This window comes from Streptomyces sp. NPDC012474 (assembly GCF_042955185.1).
GTDB lineage: Bacteria > Actinomycetota > Actinomycetes > Streptomycetales > Streptomycetaceae > Streptomyces > Streptomyces cahuitamycinicus.
The window spans coordinates 31,696-52,434 of the sequence record NZ_JBIBEP010000016.1; the positions used below are offsets into that span (position 1 = coordinate 31,696).

The 20,739-nt window shown below is 72.5% G+C and carries 19 protein-coding genes and 2 pseudogenes; 12 read left to right on the forward strand and 9 right to left on the reverse strand.

Annotated features, from left to right (window positions below; all coding sequences use genetic code 11):
• Positions 1 to 9 precede the first annotated feature (9 nt).
• Genes ACFY9S_RS29300 through ACFY9S_RS29310 form a run of 3 tightly spaced genes read left to right on the forward strand, consistent with a single transcriptional unit; the run spans position 10 to position 2,248 of the window.
• The gene (locus tag ACFY9S_RS29300) at positions 10 to 768 is read left to right on the forward strand and encodes a 5-oxoprolinase subunit PxpA (protein WP_391133962.1); all 759 of its coding nucleotides are present in this window, start codon (positions 10 to 12) and stop codon (positions 766 to 768) included.
• On the forward strand, positions 765 to 1,382 hold the full coding sequence (locus ACFY9S_RS29305; protein ID WP_391133965.1) for a carboxyltransferase domain-containing protein: 618 nt from the start codon (positions 765 to 767) through the stop codon (positions 1,380 to 1,382). The genes ACFY9S_RS29300 and ACFY9S_RS29305 overlap by 4 nt, the downstream gene beginning before the upstream one ends.
• Positions 1,379 to 2,248 carry a 5-oxoprolinase/urea amidolyase family protein gene (locus ACFY9S_RS29310; protein ID WP_391133968.1) on the forward strand — a complete coding sequence of 290 codons (870 nt, stop codon included), beginning with the start codon at positions 1,379 to 1,381 and terminating at the stop codon, positions 2,246 to 2,248. The genes ACFY9S_RS29305 and ACFY9S_RS29310 overlap by 4 nt, the downstream gene beginning before the upstream one ends.
• An 11-nt stretch (positions 2,249 to 2,259) precedes the next feature.
• On the opposite strand, the pseudogene ACFY9S_RS29315 reads toward ACFY9S_RS29310, so the two are convergent.
• The 3 genes and pseudogenes from ACFY9S_RS29315 to ACFY9S_RS29325 all read right to left on the reverse strand — a co-directional run.
• Positions 2,260 to 2,625: pseudogene (locus ACFY9S_RS29315) on the reverse strand (glycosyltransferase); the annotation flags it as partial.
• A gap of 198 nt (positions 2,626 to 2,823) precedes the next feature.
• On the reverse strand, positions 2,824 to 4,242 hold the full coding sequence (locus ACFY9S_RS29320; RefSeq protein ID WP_391133971.1) for a HEAT repeat domain-containing protein: 1,419 nt from the start codon (positions 4,240 to 4,242) through the stop codon (positions 2,824 to 2,826).
• A gap of 300 nt (positions 4,243 to 4,542) precedes the next feature.
• On the reverse strand, positions 4,543 to 4,935 hold the full coding sequence (locus tag ACFY9S_RS29325) for an ankyrin repeat domain-containing protein (RefSeq protein WP_102913968.1): 393 nt from the start codon (positions 4,933 to 4,935) through the stop codon (positions 4,543 to 4,545).
• Between the two features lie 298 nt (positions 4,936 to 5,233).
• Here ACFY9S_RS29325 and ACFY9S_RS29330 point away from each other — a divergent pair, with 298 nt between their 5' ends.
• Positions 5,234 to 5,428: a hypothetical protein gene (locus ACFY9S_RS29330; protein ID WP_030843336.1), complete on the forward strand. Its 195-nt coding sequence runs from the start codon at positions 5,234 to 5,236 to the stop codon at positions 5,426 to 5,428.
• Positions 5,429 to 5,480: 52 nt separating this feature from the next.
• Complete coding sequence (locus ACFY9S_RS29335; RefSeq protein WP_391133975.1) at positions 5,481 to 7,172, forward strand: hypothetical protein; 1,692 nt, start codon at positions 5,481 to 5,483, stop codon at positions 7,170 to 7,172.
• Between the two features lie 324 nt (positions 7,173 to 7,496).
• On the opposite strand, the gene ACFY9S_RS29340 is transcribed toward ACFY9S_RS29335, so the two are convergent.
• On the reverse strand, positions 7,497 to 8,996 hold the full coding sequence (locus ACFY9S_RS29340; protein ID WP_391133978.1) for an aminotransferase class I/II-fold pyridoxal phosphate-dependent enzyme: 1,500 nt from the start codon (positions 8,994 to 8,996) through the stop codon (positions 7,497 to 7,499).
• A 102-nt stretch (positions 8,997 to 9,098) separates the two neighbouring features.
• Here ACFY9S_RS29340 and ACFY9S_RS29345 point away from each other — a divergent pair, with 102 nt between their 5' ends.
• The 4 genes from ACFY9S_RS29345 to ACFY9S_RS29360 all read left to right on the forward strand — a co-directional run bounded on the left by ACFY9S_RS29345 (position 9,099) and on the right by ACFY9S_RS29360 (position 12,553).
• Positions 9,099 to 9,752, forward strand: a complete 654-nt coding sequence (locus ACFY9S_RS29345) for a YitT family protein (RefSeq protein WP_391133981.1) — start codon at positions 9,099 to 9,101, stop codon at positions 9,750 to 9,752.
• A complete protein-coding gene (locus tag ACFY9S_RS29350; protein WP_391133985.1) occupies positions 9,749 to 10,516 on the forward strand; it encodes a glycerophosphodiester phosphodiesterase family protein in 768 nt (255 codons plus the stop codon). The genes ACFY9S_RS29345 and ACFY9S_RS29350 overlap by 4 nt, the downstream gene beginning before the upstream one ends.
• Before the next feature lie 49 nt (positions 10,517 to 10,565).
• Entirely contained in the window at positions 10,566 to 11,912 is a 1,347-nt protein-coding gene (locus tag ACFY9S_RS29355; RefSeq protein ID WP_391133987.1) for an MFS transporter, read from the forward strand.
• Positions 11,913 to 12,178: 266 nt separating this feature from the next.
• Positions 12,179 to 12,553 carry an RNA polymerase-binding protein RbpA gene (locus tag ACFY9S_RS29360; protein WP_030247095.1) on the forward strand — a complete coding sequence of 125 codons (375 nt, stop codon included), beginning with the start codon at positions 12,179 to 12,181 and terminating at the stop codon, positions 12,551 to 12,553.
• 120 nt (positions 12,554 to 12,673) lie between these two features.
• Here the strand turns inward: ACFY9S_RS29360 and fxsA are convergent, their stop codons facing one another.
• From fxsA to ACFY9S_RS29380, 4 genes are all read right to left on the reverse strand, one after another.
• Complete coding sequence (gene fxsA / locus ACFY9S_RS29365) at positions 12,674 to 13,249, reverse strand: FxsA family membrane protein (RefSeq protein ID WP_391133990.1); 576 nt, start codon at positions 13,247 to 13,249, stop codon at positions 12,674 to 12,676.
• An 88-nt stretch (positions 13,250 to 13,337) separates the two neighbouring features.
• Positions 13,338 to 14,141, reverse strand: coding sequence for a glycosyltransferase (locus ACFY9S_RS29370; RefSeq protein WP_391133993.1), 804 nt, complete (start codon positions 14,139 to 14,141; stop codon positions 13,338 to 13,340).
• A gap of 533 nt (positions 14,142 to 14,674) precedes the next feature.
• Positions 14,675 to 16,276, reverse strand: a complete 1,602-nt coding sequence (locus ACFY9S_RS29375; protein WP_391133996.1) for an amidohydrolase family protein — start codon at positions 16,274 to 16,276, stop codon at positions 14,675 to 14,677.
• Between the two features lie 138 nt (positions 16,277 to 16,414).
• On the reverse strand, positions 16,415 to 16,855 hold the full coding sequence (locus tag ACFY9S_RS29380) for an Lrp/AsnC family transcriptional regulator (protein ID WP_093768230.1): 441 nt from the start codon (positions 16,853 to 16,855) through the stop codon (positions 16,415 to 16,417).
• Between the two features lie 268 nt (positions 16,856 to 17,123).
• On the opposite strand from ACFY9S_RS29380, the gene ACFY9S_RS29385 reads away from it, so the two are divergent.
• Together ACFY9S_RS29385 and ACFY9S_RS29390 are read left to right on the forward strand one after the other, a co-directional pair.
• On the forward strand, positions 17,124 to 17,555 hold the full coding sequence (locus ACFY9S_RS29385) for a hypothetical protein (RefSeq protein WP_391133999.1): 432 nt from the start codon (positions 17,124 to 17,126) through the stop codon (positions 17,553 to 17,555).
• A 172-nt stretch (positions 17,556 to 17,727) separates the two neighbouring features.
• Positions 17,728 to 17,976: a hypothetical protein gene (locus ACFY9S_RS29390; RefSeq protein ID WP_078615159.1), complete on the forward strand. Its 249-nt coding sequence runs from the start codon at positions 17,728 to 17,730 to the stop codon at positions 17,974 to 17,976.
• Here ACFY9S_RS29390 and ACFY9S_RS29395 read toward each other — a convergent pair.
• A complete protein-coding gene (locus tag ACFY9S_RS29395) occupies positions 17,939 to 19,111 on the reverse strand; it encodes an acyl-CoA dehydrogenase family protein (protein ID WP_391134002.1) in 1,173 nt (390 codons plus the stop codon). The genes ACFY9S_RS29390 and ACFY9S_RS29395 overlap by 38 nt on opposite strands.
• A gap of 356 nt (positions 19,112 to 19,467) precedes the next feature.
• On the opposite strand from ACFY9S_RS29395, the pseudogene ACFY9S_RS29400 reads away from it, so the two are divergent.
• Positions 19,468 to 20,733, forward strand: a pseudogene (locus ACFY9S_RS29400) (glycoside hydrolase family 18 protein).
• Positions 20,734 to 20,739 lie beyond the last annotated feature (6 nt).

Consider the following 20,739-nt stretch of genomic DNA (forward strand, 5'->3'; position numbering starts at 1 on the left):
ACACGGCACATGACCTCGATCGACCTGAACGCCGACCTCGGCGAGGGCTTCGGCCGTTGGCGGCTCACCGACGACGAACGGCTGCTGTCCGTCGTCACCAGCGCCAACGTGGCCTGCGGCTTCCACGCCGGGGACGCGGTCACCATGCGCCGGGTGTGCGAGCTGGCAGCCGAGCGCGGGGTCCGGATCGGCGCCCAGGTGTCCTACCGGGACCTGGCCGGGTTCGGGCGGCGCGCGATGGACGTGCCGCCCGCCGAGCTGGCGGCGGAAGTCGCCTACCAGATCGGCGCGCTGGAGGTTTTCGCGCGCGCGGCGGGCGCCCGTGTCGCCTACGTGAAACCGCACGGCGCGCTCTACAACCGGGTCGTGCACGACGAGGAGCAGGCCGCCGCGGTCGTCGACGGTGTGCTCCTCGTGGACGCCGCGCTGCCCGTGCTCGGGCTGCCCGGCTCGCGTCTGCTGGTGCTGGCCGGGAAGGCCGGACTGCCGGTCGTCACCGAGGCGTTCGCGGACCGGGCGTACACCGACGCGGGCACCCTGGTGCCACGCACGCTGGAGGGCGCCGTGGTCACCGACCCGGACGCCGTCGTGGAGCGCTCCCTGGCCCTGGCCCGTTCCGGAGAGGTCGTCTCCCGCTCGGGCACGCGCATCGGGGTACGCGCACGTTCCCTGTGTCTGCACGGCGACACCCCGGGCGCGGTGGAGCTGGCGCGCCGGGTGCGCGAGGGTCTGGAGGCCTCCGGGGTCTTGGTGGAGGCCTTCGCATGAAGGTGCTGCGCGTCGGCGAGGACGCCCTGCTCGTCGAGGTCTCCTCGGGCGACCAGGCCCAGGCCCTGCACGCGGAGCTGCTGCGGCGCCGCGCGGAGGGATCGCTCTCGGTCCGCGAGATCGTGCCCGCAGCCCGCACGGTCCTCCTCGACGGCCTCGACGACCCCGCCCGGCTGGCCGCCGAACTGACCGCCGCCGACCTGCCGTCCGCTCCCCCACGCGCGCGTGACGTGGTGGAGATCCCTGTCCGCTACGACGGCCCGGACCTGGCCGAGGTCGCAGCGCACTGGGGCGTGCCGGTGCGGGAGGTCGCCCGCATCCACAGCGGCACCGAGTTCCGGGTGGCCTTCTGCGGCTTCGCACCCGGCTTCGGGTACCTCACCGGGCTGCCGTCGCGCTACGACGTCCCGCGCCGGGCCACTCCGCGTACGGCTGTCCCGGCGGGGTCGGTCGCCCTGGCGGGCCCGTACACGGGCGTGTACCCGCGCTCCTCGCCGGGCGGCTGGCAGCTGATCGGCACGACGGACGCCGTGCTGTGGGACCACGCGCGCGTACCGGCCGCCCTGCTGTCACCGGGCACGCCGGTGCGATTCGTCCCCGGGTCGGGGTCATGACGGACCGCGCCCTGGCCGTCGTCCGGGCCGGGGCCCTCACCACCGTGCAGGACGCGGGCCGTCCCGGGCACGCCCACCTCGGCGTCCCCCGCTCCGGGGCGCTGGACCGGCCCGCCGCCGACCTCGTCAACCGGCTCGTCGGCAATCCGCCGGAGACCGCCGTGCTGGAGACGACCCTCAACGGCTGTGCCGTACGACCCCGTTCGACCGTCACCGTGGCGGTCGCGGGCGCGCCCTGCCGGGTCGCGGTGGACGGACGGCCCGTCGCCTGGGGCGCGCCGGTGCGCGTACCCGCCGGGGCGCTGCTCGACGTCGGTCCCGCCGTGTCGGGCCTGCGCGCCTACGTCGGGGTCTCCGGGGGCATCGCGGTCGAGCCGGTGCTCGGCAGCCGGTCGACGGACCTGCTGTCGGGACTCGGTCCGCCCCCGCTGGCGGACGGGACGGTGCTGCCCCTGGGCCGGCCGGCCGGCGTGCACGCGCGCGTGGACGTCGCCCCGCAGCCGGCGCCACCGGCCGAGCTGGTGCTGCGGGTGACGCTCGGCCCGCGCGACGGCTGGTTCACGCCCGAGGCCGTACGGGCCTTCGTCTCGCGGCCCTACCGGGTGTCCTCGGCGAGCAACCGCATCGGACTGCGCACGGAGGGCCCCGCCCTGGAGCGGGCCCGGTCGGGTGAACTCCCCAGCGAGGGCATGGTGCTGGGCGCCGTGCAGGTCCCGCCGGACGGCAGGCCGGTGGTGTTCCTGGCCGACCACCCGACCACCGGGGGCTACCCGGTGATCGCCGTGGTTCGCACCGCCGACCTCCCGGCCGCCGCCCAGGCGGTACCCGGCACGCCGGTCCGCTTCGTGGCCGTACGGCGCCGTTAGGACCGGCCGGGACGGGTGTAGCCGGCCAGGTCGGTCTGGGGGACGGCGACGGCGGGAATGTCGAGGAGCGGCGGCGGCCATGCCGCGCACGCCGGGGACGAAGGGGCCGGCGAGGTGGACGACATCGGCACGGTGCTCGGCGAGGGTGGCGGTGAGGCGGCGGCTTGGGAGGGCGACATACACCTGGGGGCGGCCGGGGAGCGGAAGGGAGGGGACGCGGCCGACGGGGCACGGAGCGGAGGCATCGGGCTTGTTGTTGCCGGGCGCGGGGGCCGGGGCGACGACGGGGGCGCGACCGCGATCGACGAGGTGCCGGGCGGTCTGGAGCGCGCAGTGGGCCCACGCCGTTCACATCGGGGGGAGGATGCGGTCACCATGACGACACGCCTACCGATGTTGTCGGCGGGCGGACGTGGCCGCGTCAACGTGGATCTTTCCAGCCGAGGAACGTCCCATGAGCGTTCTGAGGTGCACCCGCGCAGGTCAGGTGGCGTCCATGCCCTCCTGACCCGCCAGTCACCCCTCGTTCACCCGGGCGGCCTGATTCCGCCCCGGCGTCCTGCCGCGGAGGGGGGTCACACAGGGGTCTCCTCGGGACCGATCCGGCTGCGTACGGCCGTCTGGACCTCTGCCTCCTCGGCCGGGTCGGCGGCGAGCCGTCGCAGTCGCTCGACGACGCGGGTGTCTCCGGTCTCGGCGTGCCGGGCGGCGATCTCCCGGGTGGTCTCCTCGCAGTCCCACAGGCACTCGACGGCGAAGCCGGTGGCGAAGGAGGGGTCGGTCGCGGCCAGGGCCCGGGCGGCCCGTCCGCGCAGATGGGAGGAGGCGGTCTCGCGGTAGACGTGGCGCAGTACGGGGGCGGCGCAGGCGATGCCGAGCCGTCCGGCGCCGTCCACGAGGGTCCACAGGGTCTGCGCGTCGGGGCCTTCGCCCCTCACGGCCTCCCGTAGCGCGGAGAGGACGAGGTCGCGGTCCTGCACCCCGCCCCGGCAAGAGAGGACGCGTCCGGCGGCGGCGCCCAGCGCGTCGGGCCGATGGGCCCAGCCGCGCGCCCGGTCCACGGCGGCCAGTGAGCGCATCCGTTCGAAGGCGTCGACGGCCGCGTCCACGACGAGCGTCGAGCCGGTGGCGACCGCGCCGTCGATCAGATCGAGGGCCTCGGGATCGTTGCGGTCGGCGAGGTACCTGAGGGCCGTACACCGGGCCCCGTCGGTACCGTCCTTCGCCGCCCGGACGATCTCGGCCCGGTCCTCGGGGCCCGCCACCGCGGTGAGACAGCGGGCGGCCGGCACATGGAGGGCGGCGCCCCGTTCGATGCCCTGCTGGGCCCACTCGAAGACGGCCTGCACGCTCCATCCCGGGCGGGGGCCGGAGGGCCGCATCTGCCGCTGCCAGCGGTCGAAGGAGCCCGTTTCGTGGGCGGCACGCACGCGTGTCGCGACGGATTCGCGGGGATCCTCGGCCCACAGGCGCCACGGCCGGGGCTCGAAGGCGTCCCGGACGGTGGCGGCGAGTTCGGCATCGCCCTCCGGATCGGCGGGGAACCGGGCGAGGACGGGTGCGGCGAGGGCGCCCAGGCCCGCGTCGTCGTCCCTGAGGGCGAGCTCGTCGAGGGCCCAGGCCCAGTTGGATCCGTGGGCGGCGTACCGGCGCAGGAGTTCCAGCGCGTCCCGCCTGCCGTAGGAGGCTAGGTGCCCGAGGACGGCGAGGGCGAGTCCGGTACGGGACTCTTCGGTGTCGAGGACGTCCTCGGCGCAGAAGAGATGGGCCTCGACCTCGTCCAGCTCGCCGTTCAGGTCGAGGTAGAGGCGGGCGTAGTAGAGGGAGCGGTTCTCCACCTGCCAGTCGTGGCGGGGATCGCGCAGCACACAGTGGTTCAACGCCGCCAGCGCCTCGGGGCGGGGGGCGGTGAGCGCGTGCAACGTGCCGTCGCCGCGGCCCCGCTGAAGCAGGCCGAGCAGCGTACCGCTGGGCGCTATGACCGGATCGAACATGGGAAACAGCCTCACATCAAGCGTCGACGCAACCGGGGACGTGTACTACCTGGCCGCGCGACAACACGTCGGAGTGCCCGCCGTTTCCTGCTTGCTGTAGACCATCTTCCTCTGCCTCTCGTCGGTGGCCCTTGCGGACCGCGTCACGGCCCGCGCGGTGCGGCAACACTTGCCCAACCATCACGACCGTGAACCACGTCGTCATGATGACTCGGCACTCTCGTCTGCCGCGACCGAAATTTCGGCGGCCCTGTACCGCCTCCCCCGTTTTCTGTGTTTCTGCTGGTCGGACCTGTCGGTTCAGTGCTCGCCGAACAGTTCGAGCAATTCCGTCCGGCCGAACATCCGAGCGGTGTCGACGGCCGAGGGGGTGCCGGCGGACGGGTCGGCGCCGCCCTCCAGGAGGGCTTTGATCACGTCCGTCTCGCCCTTGAAGACCGCTCCGGCGAGCGGGGTCTGGCCTCGGTCGTTCACCCGGTCGGCCTCGGCGCCGCGCTCCAGCAGCGCGCGCACCGCGTCGGAGTGGCCGTGGTAGGCGGCGAGCATCACGAGCGAGTCGCCGCGGTCGTTGGTGAGGTTGGCCGGAACCCCCGCGTCGACGTACGCCACGAGCGCCTCGGTCTGTCCCCGCCGGGCCAGATCGAAGATCTTGGTCGCCAGCTCCACGACCTCGGGGTCGGGGACTTCGGTCATCGGCCGGACCACCTCTCCACTGCACATCGTCTCGGGTGCGTACGCCTGCGAGGGGCGCAGCCGTACGAGTGAATCGCCAGGGTACTGGCTCGTGCGGCACATGACCCGATGTGCCCGAGGTAAAGATCAGCACAGACCCGGACCAGCGCAACAGCCCGGCTCCACCGGGCCCGGGACCACTCCGCCACGCGGGGGAAATCATCCGCATTTCACCCAGTTGCACCTTTTATCGTATGGATACATCCTGTGAGCCTGGAAGTACTCATGGTGACTGTCCCCGCGAACCAGGAGAACTCAAATGATCCTCTCCATCTCAGGCGTGGTCCTGCTCGGCATCGTCGTCTTCATCTTCTTCCGCAAGGACGGGCTGAAGGCCTCACATGCCGTGGTCGCCATGCTGTTCGGCTTCTACCTGGCGAGTACGGCCATCGCCCCGAGCATCAAGGCGGGCGGCGAGAGCCTGGCGAGCCTCCTCGGCGGGATCAAGTTCTGACGCCCCCGCTCCCCGTAGGCATCCCGCCCGTACGCACTCACTGGAGGCAGTAGTGGCCCGGCGCCCCCTCCCCCGCATTCTGAGCAACGGCAGCGCGCAGCTCGCCCGGAGCCGGGAGCTGGCCCGGACGGCCGCCGACAGCGCCACCGACGTCCTCCACCCGCTGATCACGATCGCGCGGGGTCTGCGCCGACTGGCAGCGGCCGGACGGCGCAGATGGACCGAGACCCCCAAGGAGCGCCGGGGGGCACTGCTGTTCCTGGCGGCGTCGGTGATCCTGATCGTGGCGCTGGTGCCGTACGGACCGCTACTGGCCGCCATCACCCTCATGGCGGCGGCGGCCTGGCAGGGCCGGGACCGCTCCCCCGCGGCATCCGACGGGCCCGACGAGTCGCAGACCCAGCGGCTGAAGTCGCTGTACGAGGCGCTGGTGCCGTACTTCTCCGCCGCCGAGGACCCCGAGCCGCTGTACTCCCACGGCGGCGCGTGGGACAAGGCCTTCCCCACCTACGCGTTCGACGGCGGCGGCCGGATCTCGCAGCTGGTGGTTCGCTACCCGGCGTACTTCACCGACGGCGAGGCCGAGGCCCGCGCCCGGATCGAGCACCTCCTCGCGGCCAAGTCGGGCCGGGGCCGCGAATACCACTTCACGTGGGACGAGGAGGGCAACCAGTTGACGGTGGGCGTACTCCTGCCGCTGCCCGTCGACATCGCCGCCCAGCGTTTCGTCACCACCCCCGGCGAGACGGTTCTCGGCTTCACCGACCCCACCCGGGTCCAGCGCACGCTTCCCCTCACCCATGGGGGACGACAGCGGGACGTACCGCCGGTCGTCTGGCGCACGGGCCTGCGCTCCACCGAACCGCACCTGCTGGCGCTCGGCCAGCCGGGCAGCGGCACCTCCACCCTGCTGCGGTCCATCGCCCTGCAGGCCCTGCTCCACGGCGACGTGGTGATCGTCGACGGCGGCGGCACCGGCGAGTACGCCTGCCTGACCGGCCGGGACGGCGTCCTGGCGGTCGAGGCGGGGCTCGCCGGGGTCACGGCCAGTCTGGAGTGGGCCGCGACCGAGACCGAGCGCCGGCTCATCGCCGCCAACCGGGCCCACCAGGCCGGCCACCCGCCGCCCGACGACACCAAGCGCCCGCTGTGGATCCTCCTCGACCGCCCGACGGCCTTCACCCACCTGGCCGCGACGGACGGCCGCAAGGACCCGCAGTCCCTCCTCCAGGTCCCCCTCCGGCACGGCCGCCCGGCGAACGTGACGGTGGTCGTGGCCGACCAGCTGGACAGCATCGACGCCCTGATCGACCCGGTGCGCCAGCACACCCGCGCCCGTGTGGTCCTGGGCCCGGCGACGGCGGAGCAGCTCGAGGCGGTGCTGGGCGCGCCCCCGCACACCACCCCGATCGACGAGCTCCCGCCCGGCCGCGGCTACGCCCGCCTCGGCACGGGGCCGGTCCACCGCCTCCAGGTACCGGCCACCCCCAACCCCTACGACGACGCGACACCCGACGCCCTCTGCGAAGCGGTCCTCAGCCTCCTCCCGCCGCGCACGACCCCGGCGGACGGGGAGACGATCCCGGAGCAGGACCAGTCGGAAGACGCGCCGGAGCCGGTTCCGGCGGCGGAGGAACCGGAGCCGGAGGCCCCGCAGACGCCGGAAGCAACTCCGGCCGCGGTGCCCGTCCTGACCGAGGAGCCCCTGCCGAACCCGGTGCCGGTCCTGACCAAGGAGACATAGCCCCGGCCACGGTTCTCGTGCCACCGGGGGTGCACGGCCCTCGGCGGCCACACCCGGCCTGTGCCAGGGAGTGCCCGCAAAGCGAGCAGGCGTGCCCCGGTACCCGAGCAGGGAGCGCCCCGATACCCGAGCAGGGAGCGCCCCGATACCCGAGCAGGGAGCGCCCCTGGTATCCGAGCAGCGAAGTGTCCCCGGTACCCCCACTCGCCGCACCGGCCGAGCACCCCCTACGACCGACCAGCCCGGCACGCAGAGAGCACGCACCGGACGCCGCAGGGCCCGCCCCACCCTCCGGGGGGGGACGACGACTTCGCGGACATTTGCCTAAGCCACGAACGTACGCGGCGCCTCCGCGTTCCCCACCGCACCGCTCTCCACCAGCGCCGCCGCCGCGGCCAGCCGCGCAGCGGCCTCCTCGGCCACCGCGCCGCCCACGGTGAACGGCAACCGCACGTATCCCTCGAAGGCCCCGTCCACTCCGAACCGCGGCCCGGACGGCACCCGCACCCCCACGCGCTCCCCGGCCTCGGCGAGCCGTGACCCGGAGAGACCGCCCGTGCGCACCCACAGCGTCAATCCGCCCCGAGGGACCTCGAACTCCCATCCGGGCAGCACCCGCCGCACCGCGGCCACCAGCTCGTCCCGGTTCGACCGCGCCTGCTCCCGCCGCACCTGAACGGCCTGCTCCCAGCCCCCGGTCCCGAAGAGCCAGTTCACCGCCAGTTGCTCCAGCACCGGCGTACCGAGATCGGCGTACGCCCGGGCGGCGACCAGACTGCGGATCACGTCCGGCGCGGCCCGTACCCACCCGATCCGCATCCCGGCCCAGAACGCCTTGCTCGCCGACCCCACCGTGATCACCGTCGATCCGGCGGGATCGAACGCGCACACCGGCCGTGGCATCCGCACCTCCGCGTCCAGCCACAGCTCGCTCATCGTCTCGTCCGCGATCAGCACCGTCCCCGCGGACCGCGCCGCGTCCACCAGCCGCCGCCGCTGGTCCTCGTCGGCGAGCGCCCCGGTCGGGTTGTGGAAGTCGGCCACGACGTACGCGATACGGGGCGCGGCGTCCCGCAGGACCTGCCGCCAGCGGTCCATGTCCCACCCGGTGAGCCCCTCGGCCATGGCGACGGGCACCAGCCGGGCCCCGGCCTCCCGCATCAGCTGGAGGATGTTGGCGTACGAGGGCGACTCGACGGCGATGCGCTCACCGCGCCCGGCGAACAGGTGGCAGATGGCGTCGATCGCGCCCATCGCCCCGGTCGTCACCATGATCTGCTCGGGCATGGTGGGGATGCCGCGCGCGGTGTACCGCTCGGCGATCATCGCCCGCAGCGCGGGCAGCCCGGCGGGGTAGTCGCCGTGCGTGTGCGCGTAGGGCGGCAGTTCCTCCAGCGCGCCCTGGACGGCCCGGGTGAGCCAGGGCTCGGGCGCGGGGAGGGCGGCACAGCCGAGGTCGATCAGGGAGCCGAGGGCCTCCGGCGGCAGGGGCTCGAGACCGCGGGCGGGCAGCGGGTTCCCGGCCGGGACGGCGGTCCAGCTGCCGGCGCCGCGCCGGGACTCCAGGAAGCCCTCGCTGCGCAGCGCCTCGTACGCGGCGGCGACCGTCGTGCGGCTGACGGACAGGGAGAGGGCGAGTTCCCGTTCGGCGGGCAGCCGGGCCGCCACCGGTACCCGTCCTTCGAGTACCAGCAGGCGGATGCCGTCGGCGAGCGCACGGTAGGCCGGCGGCCGGCGCGTGCCGGGGCCCGCCGGGCGGTCCTGCTGGGAGCCGAGGAGCCGGGCGAGCTGCGCCGCACCCACAGCTGAAGTCCACTCCGCCATCGAAATCAGTCCACCTTCCCCGGATTGGCCATGGATGGCCTCTCCATCCAAGCCACAGGGTGTCATGCAGCAGTCCACTACCGCCACACAGGGGGGCGCACCATGTTCACGCCGGATCGGCTCACTCGGCGACTCGTCCAGCTCTACGCCGGTCTCGCGCTGTACGGCGCGAGTTCGGCACTGCTCGTCCGGTCGGGGCTGGGCCTGGAGCCCTGGAACGTGCTGCACCAGGGGCTGGCCGAGCGGACGGGCCTGTCGATCGGTGTCGTCCTGACCCTCGTGGGCGCCGCGGTGCTGCTCGCGTGGATCCCGCTGCGTCAGCGGCCGGGCCTGGGCACGATCTCCAACGTGCTGGTCGTCGGCATGACGATGGACGCGGCGCTGGTTCTGGTGCCCGACGTGCACGGCCTGGTGCCGCGCATCACGCTGATGCTGGCGGGGATCGTCCTGAACGGCGCGGCGACCGGCCTGTACATCGCGGCCCGCTTCGGACCGGGCCCGCGCGACGGCCTCATGACCGGACTGCACCAGCTCACGGGCATCTCGATCCGCCTGGTGCGCACGGGCATCGAGCTCACGGTGGTGGCGACCGGCTTCGCCCTGGGCGGCACCGTCGGGATCGGCACCCTTGTGTACGCCCTGGCGATCGGCCCCCTCGCCCAGGCGTTCCTGCGCGTGTTCGCCGTCCCCGCTGTATCCGGCGTCAGCACGGCCGTTGCCACCGGTCGACCCCGAGGAGCGATACTGCGTCCGTGACCCCGCGGATACGCCATCCCTACCTCGACCATCCCGGCCCGATCGCCTTCGCCCACCGGGGCGGGGCCGCGGACGGCCTGGAGAACACCGTGCGGCAGTTCCGGTGTGCGGTCGAGGCCGGCTACCGCTACATCGAGACCGACGTGCACACGACCCGGGACGGCGAAGTCGTCGCCTTCCACGACGCGACCCTGGACCGGGTGACGGACGGCGCGGGCCGGATCGCCGACCTGCCGTGGCAGGAGGTACGGCAGGCGCGCGTGGCGGGAGAGGAACCGCTGCCCCTCTTCGAGGAGCTTTTGGAGACCTTTCCCGGCGTGCGCTGGAACGTGGACGTCAAGGCGGAGGCCGCCCTGCTGCCCTTCCTCGACCTGATCGGGCGGACGGACTCCTGGGACCGCATCTGCCTCGGCTCGTTCTCCGAACCGCGGGTGGTGCGCGCCCAGCGACTGGCCGGCCCCCGCCTGGCCACGTCGTACGGCACGCGGGGCGTGCTGAACCTGCGACTGCGCTCCTGGGGGCTGCCCGCCGCGGTACGCCGCTCGGCGGTGGCCGCGCAGGTCCCGGAGATCCAGTCCGGGATCCAGGTCGTGGACCGGCGCTTCCTGCGCGCCGCCCACGCACGCGGGCTCCAGGTGCACGTGTGGACCGTGAACGACGCCGAGAGCATGCACCGGCTTCTCGACCTGGGCGTGGATGGCATCATGACCGATCACATCGACACGTTGCGCAAGGTCATGGAGGACCGGGGCGTCTGGGTCTGAGACCCCGGGCCCGTCCCCTCCGCGCGTTCACGGGGAAGCGAGGGCACGGGTGGGCCAGGACACCGTGCGGACACCAGCGGCCGACGGGTCGGCGGAGCTGAGGCGCGAGCAGCACGGCTGGTACGTCTACGACTGGGCCTGCTCCGTCTACTCGACGAGCGTGCTCACCGTGTTCCTCGGCCCCTACCTGACGTCGGTCGCCGAGGCGGCCGCGGATGCCGACGGGTACGTCCACCCCCTCGGCATCCCGGTGCGCGCCGGTTCCTTCTTCGCCTATTCGGTGTCCCTGTCGGTGGTCGCGGCTGTGCTGGTGATGCCCCTGGTGGGCGCCGCCGCCGACCGCACCGGCCGTAAGAAGCCACTCCTGGCGGCCGCCGCCTACACCGGGGCCACGGCCACGGCGGCCATGTTCTTCCTGGACGGCGACCGCTACCTGCTGGGCGGGGCCCTCCTGATCGTCGCGAACGCCGCTCAGTCCGTGGCGATGATGCTCTACAACTCCTACCTGCCGCAGATCGCCCCGCCCGAGCAGCGCGACGCCGTCTCCTCCCGCGGCTGGGCCTTCGGCTACGCGGCGGGTTCCCTGGTCCTCGTCGCGAACCTGATCCTCTACACGGGGCACGACGGCTTCGGCCTCTCCGAGAGCGCGGCGGTCCGCATCTGCCTGGCCTCGGCCGGCCTGTGGTGGGGTGCGTTCGCCATCGTCCCGCTGCGGCGGCTGCGCGATCGCAGGACAGCCGGACGGGAGGCGGCCCTGCCGGGCTTCCGGCAGCTCGCCGCGACCGTCCGCGACATGCGCCGCCACCCGCTGACGCTGGCCTTCCTGCTCGCGTACCTCGTCTACAACGACGGCATCCAGACGGTGATCTCCCAGGCCTCGGTGTACGGCTCCGAGGAACTCGGCCTCGGGCAGTCCACCCTCATCGGCGCCGTGCTGCTGGTGCAGGTGCTGGCGGTGGCGGGCGCACTGGCCATGGGCCGGCTGGCGCGGGTGTACGGGGCCAAGCGCACGATCCTCGGCTCGCTGGTCGCGTGGACGGTGACGCTGGCGGCCGGATACTTCCTGCCGGCCGGGGCGCCGGTGTGGTTCTTCGTCCTGGCCGCCGGGATCGGCCTGGTCCTGGGGGGCAGCCAGGCGCTGTCCCGCTCGCTGTTCTCCCATCTGATCCCGTCGGGCAAGGAGGCCGAATACTTCTCGGCGTACGAGATGAGCGACCGCGGTATGAGCTGGCTCGGGCCGCTGCTGTTCGGGATCACCTACCAGCTGACCGGGAGCTACCGGGACGCGATCATCTCGCTGGTGGCCTTCTTCGTTCTCGGGTTCGCCCTGCTCGCCCGGGTTCCGGTGCGGCGTGCGATCAGCGAAGCGGGGAATCCGGTTCCGGACAGGATTTAGCACTCGGAGCGAAAGGGCTGTAGTGTACGCGTTTGGCCTGCCTGGCGTACCGTTACTGCGCGTCAAAGATGTCGAAACGCTGGGTTATATCTGCTATCAGATGTGACAAACCGGGCGCTGGTGGGTACAACAAGGGCGGCTACGACGGCGACGCATGACCCGGAACGGGACTCGGAACGGGAATCTTTACCGCCGACCGGACGTTGACCGGATGACGACGACAGCGACACCTGTCCTGTGGGCGACAAGCCCGGGAGGCACGATTCATGAGTGAGCGAGCTCTTCGCGGCACGCGCCTCGTGGTGACCAGCTACGAGACGGACCGCGGCATCGACCTGGCCCCGCGCCAGGCCGTGGAGTACGCATGCGAGAAGGGGCACCGCTTCGAGATGCCCTTCTCGGTCGAGGCGGAGATCCCGCCGGAGTGGGAGTGCAAGGTCTGTGGGGCCCAGGCACTCCTCGTGGACGGCGATGTCCCTGAGGAAAAGAAGGGCAAGCCCGCGCGTACGCATTGGGACATGCTGATGGAGCGGCGCACCCGCGAGGAACTCGAAGAGGTCCTCGAGGAGCGCCTGGCGGTTCTGCGCTCCGGTGCGATGAACATCGCTGTTCATCCCCGAGACAGCCGCAAGTCGGCATAGTCCCTCCAGGGTCTGGCCGAAGCAACAGCGCATCAGAAGACCGCGGGCGCCGTACGAGAAGTACGGCGCCCGCGGTCTTTCTGCGTGCCCGGTGCCCGGGCACGTGTACCCGGGTCCGGCTCAGTGCGTCAGCGGCGGGCGGGGCGACTGCGGCGTATCCCCGGGCTCGTCCCTGATGACCTCGCCCTGGACGACCTTGCCGTCGGGCTGGTGCATCCGGGCCTGCTGGAAGGCGCCGCCCAGAGTGCCCGGGCGGGCCTCCCTGAGCTTGCGCTCGAAGGTGCGCTCCGCCGTGCGGCTCACGGCCTTCTGGACCGGCGGCAGCAACAGGAGCAGGCCCACCGCGTCCGACACCAGGCCGGGGATCATCAGGAGCAGGCCGCCCAGCATCATCAGGCCGTTGCCCTCGCTGTCGGGTCGGGCCGCGTCGGGCATCACACCGCTCTGCTGCTGTTGCAGCGCTTCGGAGAGCTTGCGGAAGGCCCGCCGGCCGGCCCGCTTGATGACGACCGAGCCGAGGACGAGCCCCGCCAGCAGGACGAGGAGGACCACCAGCCCGCTCGTCGCCCCCGCGACCAGCGTGAGCAGCCAGACCTCCAGCACGAACCACGCGGCGACACCCAGCGGCAGGAACGTACGCAGCCGGGAGCGCTTGGGCCGGGCAGGAGGCAGGGGGGTCTGAGCGCCAGTCGTCATGCCTCCAGTGTGCCTGGCCCCGGCTCAGCACGGGATAAGGCCACCATCAGCTGTTTCTGTGAGCGGCTGCCCCGCAAGCGGCGCGCGGCTACGGCTTGGGAGGCTTGCCGCCGCGCCCCGTGACCTTGCCGACCCGCTCCCCCACGCCCCAGGCCGTGACGCGCCACAGTGCCTCGACGAGGATGTCGCGGCTCATCTTGGAGTCGCCCAGTTCCCGCTCGACGAAGGTGATGGGCACCTCGACGACGTGGTAGCCGGCCCGGACCGTGCGGCGGGCGAGATCGACCTGGAAGCAGTACCCCTGCGAGGCGACCTCGTCGAGGCCGAGACCCTCCAGGGTCTCGCGGCGGAAGGCACGGTAGCCGCCTGTGATGTCGCGCAGTGGCAGGTCGAGCGCCAGTCTTGAGTAGAGGCTGCCGCCGCGGGAGATGACCTCCCGGGCCTTCGGCCAGTTCACCACCCGGCCGCCCGGCACCCAGCGCGAGCCCAGCACCAGGTCGGCGCTCTTGAGGGCGGTGAGCAGACGGGGCAGTTCCTCCGGCTGGTGGGAGCCGTCGGCGTCCATCTCGATCAGCACGCCGTAGTCGCGCTCCAGGCCCCAGTGGAAGCCCGCGAGGTATGCGGCACCCAGGCCCTCCTTGCCCTCGCGGTGCAGCACGTGGACGTGGTCGTCCTCGACGGCCATCTCGTCGGCCAGCTTGCCCGTGCCGTCCGGGCTGTTGTCGTCGGCCACGAGCACGTGCGCCTCGGGGACGGCCTTGCGTACCCGGCCGACGATGCTCTTGATGTTCTCCGCCTCGTTGTAGGTCGGGATGATCACCAAGGCCGTACCGAGCGGGCCGAACTTCCTCACCTGGGCTTCTGCCGCGAGGGTTCCGTCGCCGTCGTTCACTGCTGCCCCTTCATCTTCATACGCAGGGGTCCACCATAGTGGGCCCGGCCTGCGATGACGTGACAGGACGTTCGAATCGTGGTGCCGAACGGCCGGACACGGCCAAGATCGGGCCTGCGGGTGTGCGCGTACGGCGGATGGGGGCCCGGCGCCCTTCGGGCCGGCCTGGGATCCGCCGGCTGCGGATCGACCGAGAGCCGTTGTCTACTGAGCGCCTGGGCCCCACCCGGGTCACACCTCCCCGACCGTCCGGAACGTTCCCTCGGCGCTGCGCCGGCCTGAGCCTGGCTCCCAGTGGCGGTGCCCCGGTGCGGCACACCGTCCCTGACCCGGCGGCGCCGCGGCGAGTGCTCGGACGTTCCCCGGTCGGGCGTCCGGCGGTGGACTCGGACGAACCTACCGGCCTCCTGCGGCCGCCTGTCAACAGCCGTCCGACCTGCGCATCTTGTGGCAAAGCCCTGGTCAGAGCCGAGGATGCGCAGGTCGCGCGCCGGGGGCGCGGCGCACGGCTTCATGCGCGCCACCCCCGTAGATCACTCGCCCGGCCCTACGAAGACCGTGCGTCCGCCCACGACCGTTCGCAGACAGACGGGCAGGTCGCGGCCCGGAGTGAGGTCGGGCAGTCCGGGGGTGCCGGAGCGGGGGTCCGTCGACCAGCGGGCGACGCGGTCGTCCGGGGCCTGGACGACGAGTTCGCCGGTGCGCCAGACGGCGTAGTCGGCGGGAGCACCGGGGACCAGGACGCCCGCGTCGTCCCGTCCGACGGCCCGCCAGCCGCCGCGCGTGTGCGCCGTGAACGCGGCGCGCACGGAGACGCGGTGCTCCGGCGTGCAGTGGAAGGCGGCGGCCCGGACCGTGCCCCACGGGTCGAGGGGGGTGACCGGGCTGTCGGAGCCGAACGCGAGCGGAACGCCGGCGCGCAGCAAGGCCGCGAAGGGGTTCAGGGCCCGGGCCCGCTCCTTCCCGAGCCGCTGCGCGTACATGCCGTCCTCGCCGCCCCACAGGGCGTCGAAGGCGGGCTGCACGGAAGCGGTGAGGCCGAGTTCGGCGAAGGCGGCGACACTCTCCGGGGTGAGCATCTCGGCGTGCTCGACGCGGTGCCGGGCGCCCCGGATCCGGCCGAGCCCGAGCTTCTCCGCGGCGGCGCGCACGCCCTCCACCACGGCGTCCACGGCGGCGTCGCCGATGGCGTGGAAACCGGCCTGCAGGCCCGCCTCCGTGCACGCCACGACGTGCGCGGCGACAGCGGCGGCGTCCAGGTATCCGATGCCGGTGTGCCCGGCGTCGGCGTACGGCTGGTGCAGACAGGCCGTGTGCGAGCCGAGCGCGCCGTCGACGAACAGGTCACCGGCGGCGCCGGCCGCACCCAGATCCCGCGCCTTGGCGGCGTCCTGCTCGGCCCAGTAGCCGACGACCCGCGGTCCGGGCTCCTGCCCCGCGAGGCGCAGAAGACCGGTGAAGTCGTCCTCGGAGGAGATCTCCGGCCCGGCGCACTCGTGGACCGTGCCGATTCCGAGCGAGACGGCGTGCGCGAGGGCGGCGCGCTGCGCCTGCGTGCGCTGCTGCGGCGTCACGGCCGCGAACGCCGCGCCCCGCACGGCGTGATGGGCGTCCGCGGTGAGCGGACCGTCCTCACGGGTGACGGCGGGAGTCAGGTCGAGCAGGGCGGAGCTCACGACCGCCGAGTGGACGTCGATCCGGCTGAGGTAGAGGGGCCGGTGCCCGGTGGCCTCGTCGAGTTCAGCTCGCGTCGGGGGCCGTCCTCCGGGCCAGCGGGCGGCGTCCCACCCGTGCCCGAGCAGGACGCGGTCTTCGGGACGCGCGGCGGCGAAGTCCCGTACGAGGGCGAGGGCGGCTTGGAGGGAGGGTGCGCCGGACAGATCGAGCCCGGTGAGTGCGAGCCCTGTGGCGGTGGTGTGCACATGCGCGTCGGTGAACGCCGGGGTGACCAGCGCTCCGTCGAGATCGACGACCTCGTCGACCCCGTCGGCAAAGGCGTCGGCGGCCCCCTCGGACCCGACCCAGGCGACCTGCCCCCGCTCCACGACCATGGCGGTGGCGAAGGGATCGGCAGGGCTGTGGACCTCACCGCGGCGAAGCAGAACGGTCTTCGGCGGCGCACTGGACTGACTCATGGGGGACAGTCTCACAGGCCCTCTCCCGGCGCCCGAACGGGGCGCGGGGAAGCCCGCGCGGTCGGCCCGTGTACCGCCCGCCGCCGGTCACAGGCCGCGCGAACGACCCGGGAACGACTCGCACCCGGGGAGCGGCGATCAGATCCGCGGCGGCCGGGCCTCGTACGGCGTGGACAGAACGACAGTCGTCCGCGTCGACACGCCCGCCAGAGTCCGCACCCGTGCCAGCAGCTCCTCCAGTTCGTGCGGCGTCGCCACCCGCACCTTCAGGATGTAGTTCTCGTCGCCCGCGACACTGTGGCACGCCTCGATCTCGGGCACGCCGGCCAGCCGGTCCGCGATGTCGTCCGGCGCGCTGGGATCGAACGGTTTCACCGAGATGAAGGCCGTCATCGGAAGCCCCACGGCCTCCGGGTCGACGACCGCGGCATAGCCCCGGATGACACCCCGCTGCTCCAGCCGCCGCACCCGCTGGTGCACGGCCGACGTGGACAGCCCCGTGGCCTTGCCCAGGTCGGTGTAGCTCATCCGCCCGTCCTTGACGAGCAGCTGCACGATCTGTCGGTCCAGCTCCTCCATGGCGCAAGAACCTACAGTGCGGTTGATCTCCTCGGATACCCGAGCAGCCCAGGTCATGCGCGCTTCGTGATGTGGCCGGAAGCCGACGGTCAGCCGTTCGGGGGACAAAAGCGCCGCACGGGACACCTGCACGGGGCATGTGACGAACGCCACAGGCCTCGAACAGTCTCCGTGATGTTCCCGTGATTACCGCCCAGGGGGGACGGGAAGTGCTTGCTGTGGTCGAGGCCGCAGTGCCTGATACGGCCCAGCCCGAGGGGGAGAACCAATGCAGAGTCTCAAGCGCCCTGGTCGCACCGCGCCCAAGCGGCAGCAGCTCGTCGTCGAGCCCGAGCCGGAGGGCGTCGAACCCGACGCCTACGACGACGAACTCGACGCCTACGACACGTTCGAGATGTTCCGGGTCGTCTGCCCGGACTGCGCGCAGCCCATCGCCCTGCTGGCGGACGAGGAGGTTCTGCCCGAGCACGCGCTGTGCGCCTCGCCGTGGAACCCCTTCGGGCTCACGGTCTGCGCCGGAACCGGCCGCAGGGCCACGGACGCCCGCGCCGCGGACGAGTCCGTGGAACCTCAGGAGCAGGACACCGCGCTACTGTTGACGCTCCCTCAGGGGCTCGACTGGCGGACCCAGCCCTTCTCACACGTCGGCGGCCCGGGCTCACGTCCCATCAGGGTTCCGGTCATGCGCCGCGCGGCCTGAGCGCGGGCTCTCCTCGCCCGTTCGCTCCACTCCCGTAGCTGAACCGCGCCACGGCTCGCGGATCGCCGTGGTGCGGTTCAGTGCGTCCGGAGGCGGAGGTGGAGACGGCACTGAACGAACGCCCGATTCCGTCATCCGGTGACCTGTCCGGGCTTTGCCGCGTTGCCCTGGTATGACCCCCATCTCCTCAGCGACCGGGCGTCAGCGCCTCCTGTACGTCCCGCCGCCCGCAGAATCGGTTCGGCCCGCTCCGCCCCGCTATCAGGACCCGCCGATCTACCGCGACCTGATGCGGACCTGGGCCGAGGGCGGCCGCACCCTTCCGGGCCGGCACGACCCGGAGTGGATGCGGCTCGCGGCCCCCTGGCGGGGCCTCGACCAGTTCAGCGTCCCTCTGGACCCACGAGATGGCGGGCGATGACCATCCGCTGGATCTGGTTGGTGCCCTCCACGATCTGCAGCACCTTGGCCTCGCGCATGTAGCGCTCGGCGGGGAAGTCGGCGGTGTAGCCGTAGCCGCCGAGGATCTGCACGGCGTCGGTGGTGACCCGCATCGCCGTGTCGGTGCAGTGCAGCTTGGCCATGGCGGCCTGCCTCGCGAACGGTCGGCCCGCGTCCTTCAGCCGTGCCGCCGCGAGGTAGAGCGCGCGGCCCGCCTCGATCTGCGTCGCCATGTCGGCGAGCATGAACCGCAGCCCCTGGAAGTCGGCGATCGGCTTGCCGAACTGGCGCCTTTCGGCCGCGTAGGCGAGCGCCTCGTCGAGCGCGGCCTGCGCCACCCCGATCGCGCACGCCGAGATGCCGAGCCGCCCGGAGTCGAGCGACGACAGGGCGATGGCGAAGCCCTGCCCCTCCTCGCCGATGCGGCGGTCGTCCGAGACCCGGACGCCGTCGAAGTGGACCTGCGCGGTGGGCGAGCCCTTCATGCCCATCTTCTTCTCGGGCACCGCGGCGCTCAGCCCCGCGGCGTCGCCGGGCACCAGGAACGCGCTGATCCCGCGAGGGCCCTCCTCGCCGGTACGGGCCATCACCGTGTAGAAGTCCGCGATGCCGCCGTGCGTGATCCAGGCCTTGGTGCCGGTGATCACCCAGCCGTCGCCGTCCCGCACGGCCTTGGTGCGCAGGGCCGCCGCGTCCGAGCCGGAGTGCGGCTCGGAGAGGCAGTAGGCGCCGAGCAGGCCTCCGCCGAGCATCGCCGGCAGGTGCTCGACCTGCTGCTCCTTGGTGCCGTAGGCGGCGAGCGCGTAGGAGGCCAGGGAGTGGACGCTGACGCCGAGGCCGACGGTGAGGCGTGCCGCGGCGAGCTCCTCCAGGACCTGGAGGTACACCTCGTAGGGCTGGTCACCGCCGCCGTACTCCGAGTCGTACGGCAGGCCGAGCAGTCCGGAGCGGGAGAGCAGCGTGAACAGCTCGCGCGGGAACCGGCCGGCGTCCTCCTCCTCGGCCGCCTTCGGGGTGATCTCCTGCTGCGCGATGTCGCGCACGAGCGAGATCAGGTCCCGGGCCTCCTCCGTGGGCAGTTGTCGGTCCACCGGCTGCGGGGCGCGGTCGGGCATGGCGACGCTCTCCTCCCTGTCGGGCACTGGCGGACGGGCCCATGGGTGGGGGCGGCGCCGCCGGGTCGTTCTGGTGCCTGGCCGATGCTTGCAGTCCCGGGTCTCGGGAGCTGCTGACCAGCGGCTGTGCGCTGTGAGTATGCCCGATCGGAGGCATCCCGTCACCAGTTAACGACCGCTCACTTCAAGAATAGTCCGCGCACATCCGGACTGGCGAAATTGGTCCGAACCATTGACCTGACTGGTCTAGTCCTCCTACCGTACGCTCCACCGATTCACCGCGTTCATGCCAATCGGCGTGCGTTCCCTCCCCACGAGGAGACGCCGCGTTCCCTCTCCCCACGAGGAGACACCGGATGCACACCCCCCACCGTTCCCGCTTCCGGGCCATCGTGTCCGCGGCCTGCTGCGCCGTCCTCGGCGCCGGTCTCCTGGCCGGCGCGGGCACCTCCGCCACCGCGGCGACCCCGGCTCAGGAGGCCGCCGCCGATTCGAAGGCCGGTCCCGGCGCCAGGGCCGCAGGTTCCAAGGTCATCGGGTACTTCACCGAATGGGGCACCTACGACCGCAAGTACTACGTCAAGAACATCGAGACGTCCGGATCGGCCGCCAGGCTCACCCACATCAACTACGCCTTCGGCAACGTCACCGGCGGCAAGTGCGCCATGGGCGACGGCTACGCCGCCACCGACCGGGCCCACACCGCCGCAGAGTCCGTCGACGGCAAGGCCGACACCTGGGACCAGCCACTGCGCGGCAACTTCAACCAGCTGCGCAAGCTGAAGCGGAAGCACCCGAACCTCAAGGTGCTGTGGTCCTTCGGCGGCTGGACCTGGTCGGGCGGTTTCGGCGAGGCAGCGAAGAACCCGGCCGCCTTCGCCCAGTCCTGCTACGACCTCGTCGAGAACTCCAAGTGGGCGGATGTGTTCGACGGCATCGACATCGACTGGGAGTACCCGAACACCTGAGGCGCCACCTGCGACACCAGCGGCAAGGCCGCCTTCAAGAACCTGATGCAGGCACTGCGGGCCGAGTTCGGCTCGAGGAACCTCGTCACCGCGGCGATCACCGCCGACGCCACCCCGGGCGGCAAGATCGACGCGGCGGACTACGCGGGCGCCGCCCGGTACGTCGACTGGTACAACCCGATGACGTACGACTTCTTCGGCGCCTGGGACGCAGCGGGCCCCACGGCCCCCCACTCGCCGCTGAGCTCGTACGCCGGCATCCCCAAGGCGGGCAACCACAGCTCGGCGACCATCGCCAAGCTCAAGGGCCTCGGCATCCCCGCCTCGAAGCTGCTGCTCGGCATCGGCTTCTACGGCCGCGGCTGGACGGGCGTCACCCAGGCGGCCCCCGGCGGCACCGCGGCCGGCCCGGCGGCGGGCACGTACGAGCAGGGCATCGAGGACTACAAGGTGCTCAAGGCCACGTGCCCGGCGACGGGGACGGTGGCGGGCACGGCGTACGCCAAGTGCGGCGGCGACTGGTGGAGTTACGACACCCCGGCGACCATCGGCACGAAGATGAACTACAAGAACCAGCAGGGCCTGGGCGGCACGTTCTTCTGGGAGCTGAGCGGCGACACGTCGAACGGTGAGCTGGTCAAGGCCATCCGGTAGCGCGCC

Excerpts from the sequence above, each read along its gene's own strand:
- ACFY9S_RS29300 (WP_391133962.1), top strand. The coding sequence starts at position 10 with ATGACCTCGATCGACCTGAACGCCGACCTCGGCGAGGGCTTCGGCCGT.
- ACFY9S_RS29305 (WP_391133965.1), top strand. The coding sequence starts at position 765 with ATGAAGGTGCTGCGCGTCGGCGAGGACGCCCTGCTCGTCGAGGTCTCC.
- ACFY9S_RS29310 (WP_391133968.1), top strand. The coding sequence starts at position 1,379 with ATGACGGACCGCGCCCTGGCCGTCGTCCGGGCCGGGGCCCTCACCACC.
- ACFY9S_RS29320 (WP_391133971.1), bottom strand. The coding sequence starts at position 4,242 with ATGTTCGATCCGGTCATAGCGCCCAGCGGTACGCTGCTCGGCCTGCTT.
- ACFY9S_RS29325 (WP_102913968.1), bottom strand. The coding sequence starts at position 4,935 with ATGACCGAAGTCCCCGACCCCGAGGTCGTGGAGCTGGCGACCAAGATC.
- ACFY9S_RS29330 (WP_030843336.1), top strand. The coding sequence starts at position 5,234 with ATGATCCTCTCCATCTCAGGCGTGGTCCTGCTCGGCATCGTCGTCTTC.
- ACFY9S_RS29340 (WP_391133978.1), bottom strand. The coding sequence starts at position 8,996 with ATGGCGGAGTGGACTTCAGCTGTGGGTGCGGCGCAGCTCGCCCGGCTC.
- ACFY9S_RS29345 (WP_391133981.1), top strand. The coding sequence starts at position 9,099 with ATGTTCACGCCGGATCGGCTCACTCGGCGACTCGTCCAGCTCTACGCC.
- ACFY9S_RS29360 (WP_030247095.1), top strand. The coding sequence starts at position 12,179 with ATGAGTGAGCGAGCTCTTCGCGGCACGCGCCTCGTGGTGACCAGCTAC.
- fxsA (WP_391133990.1), bottom strand. The coding sequence starts at position 13,249 with ATGACGACTGGCGCTCAGACCCCCCTGCCTCCTGCCCGGCCCAAGCGC.
- ACFY9S_RS29375 (WP_391133996.1), bottom strand. The coding sequence starts at position 16,276 with ATGAGTCAGTCCAGTGCGCCGCCGAAGACCGTTCTGCTTCGCCGCGGT.
- ACFY9S_RS29380 (WP_093768230.1), bottom strand. The coding sequence starts at position 16,855 with ATGGAGGAGCTGGACCGACAGATCGTGCAGCTGCTCGTCAAGGACGGG.
- ACFY9S_RS29385 (WP_391133999.1), top strand. The coding sequence starts at position 17,124 with ATGCAGAGTCTCAAGCGCCCTGGTCGCACCGCGCCCAAGCGGCAGCAG.
- ACFY9S_RS29390 (WP_078615159.1), top strand. The coding sequence starts at position 17,728 with ATGACCCCCATCTCCTCAGCGACCGGGCGTCAGCGCCTCCTGTACGTC.
- ACFY9S_RS29395 (WP_391134002.1), bottom strand. The coding sequence starts at position 19,111 with ATGCCCGACCGCGCCCCGCAGCCGGTGGACCGACAACTGCCCACGGAG.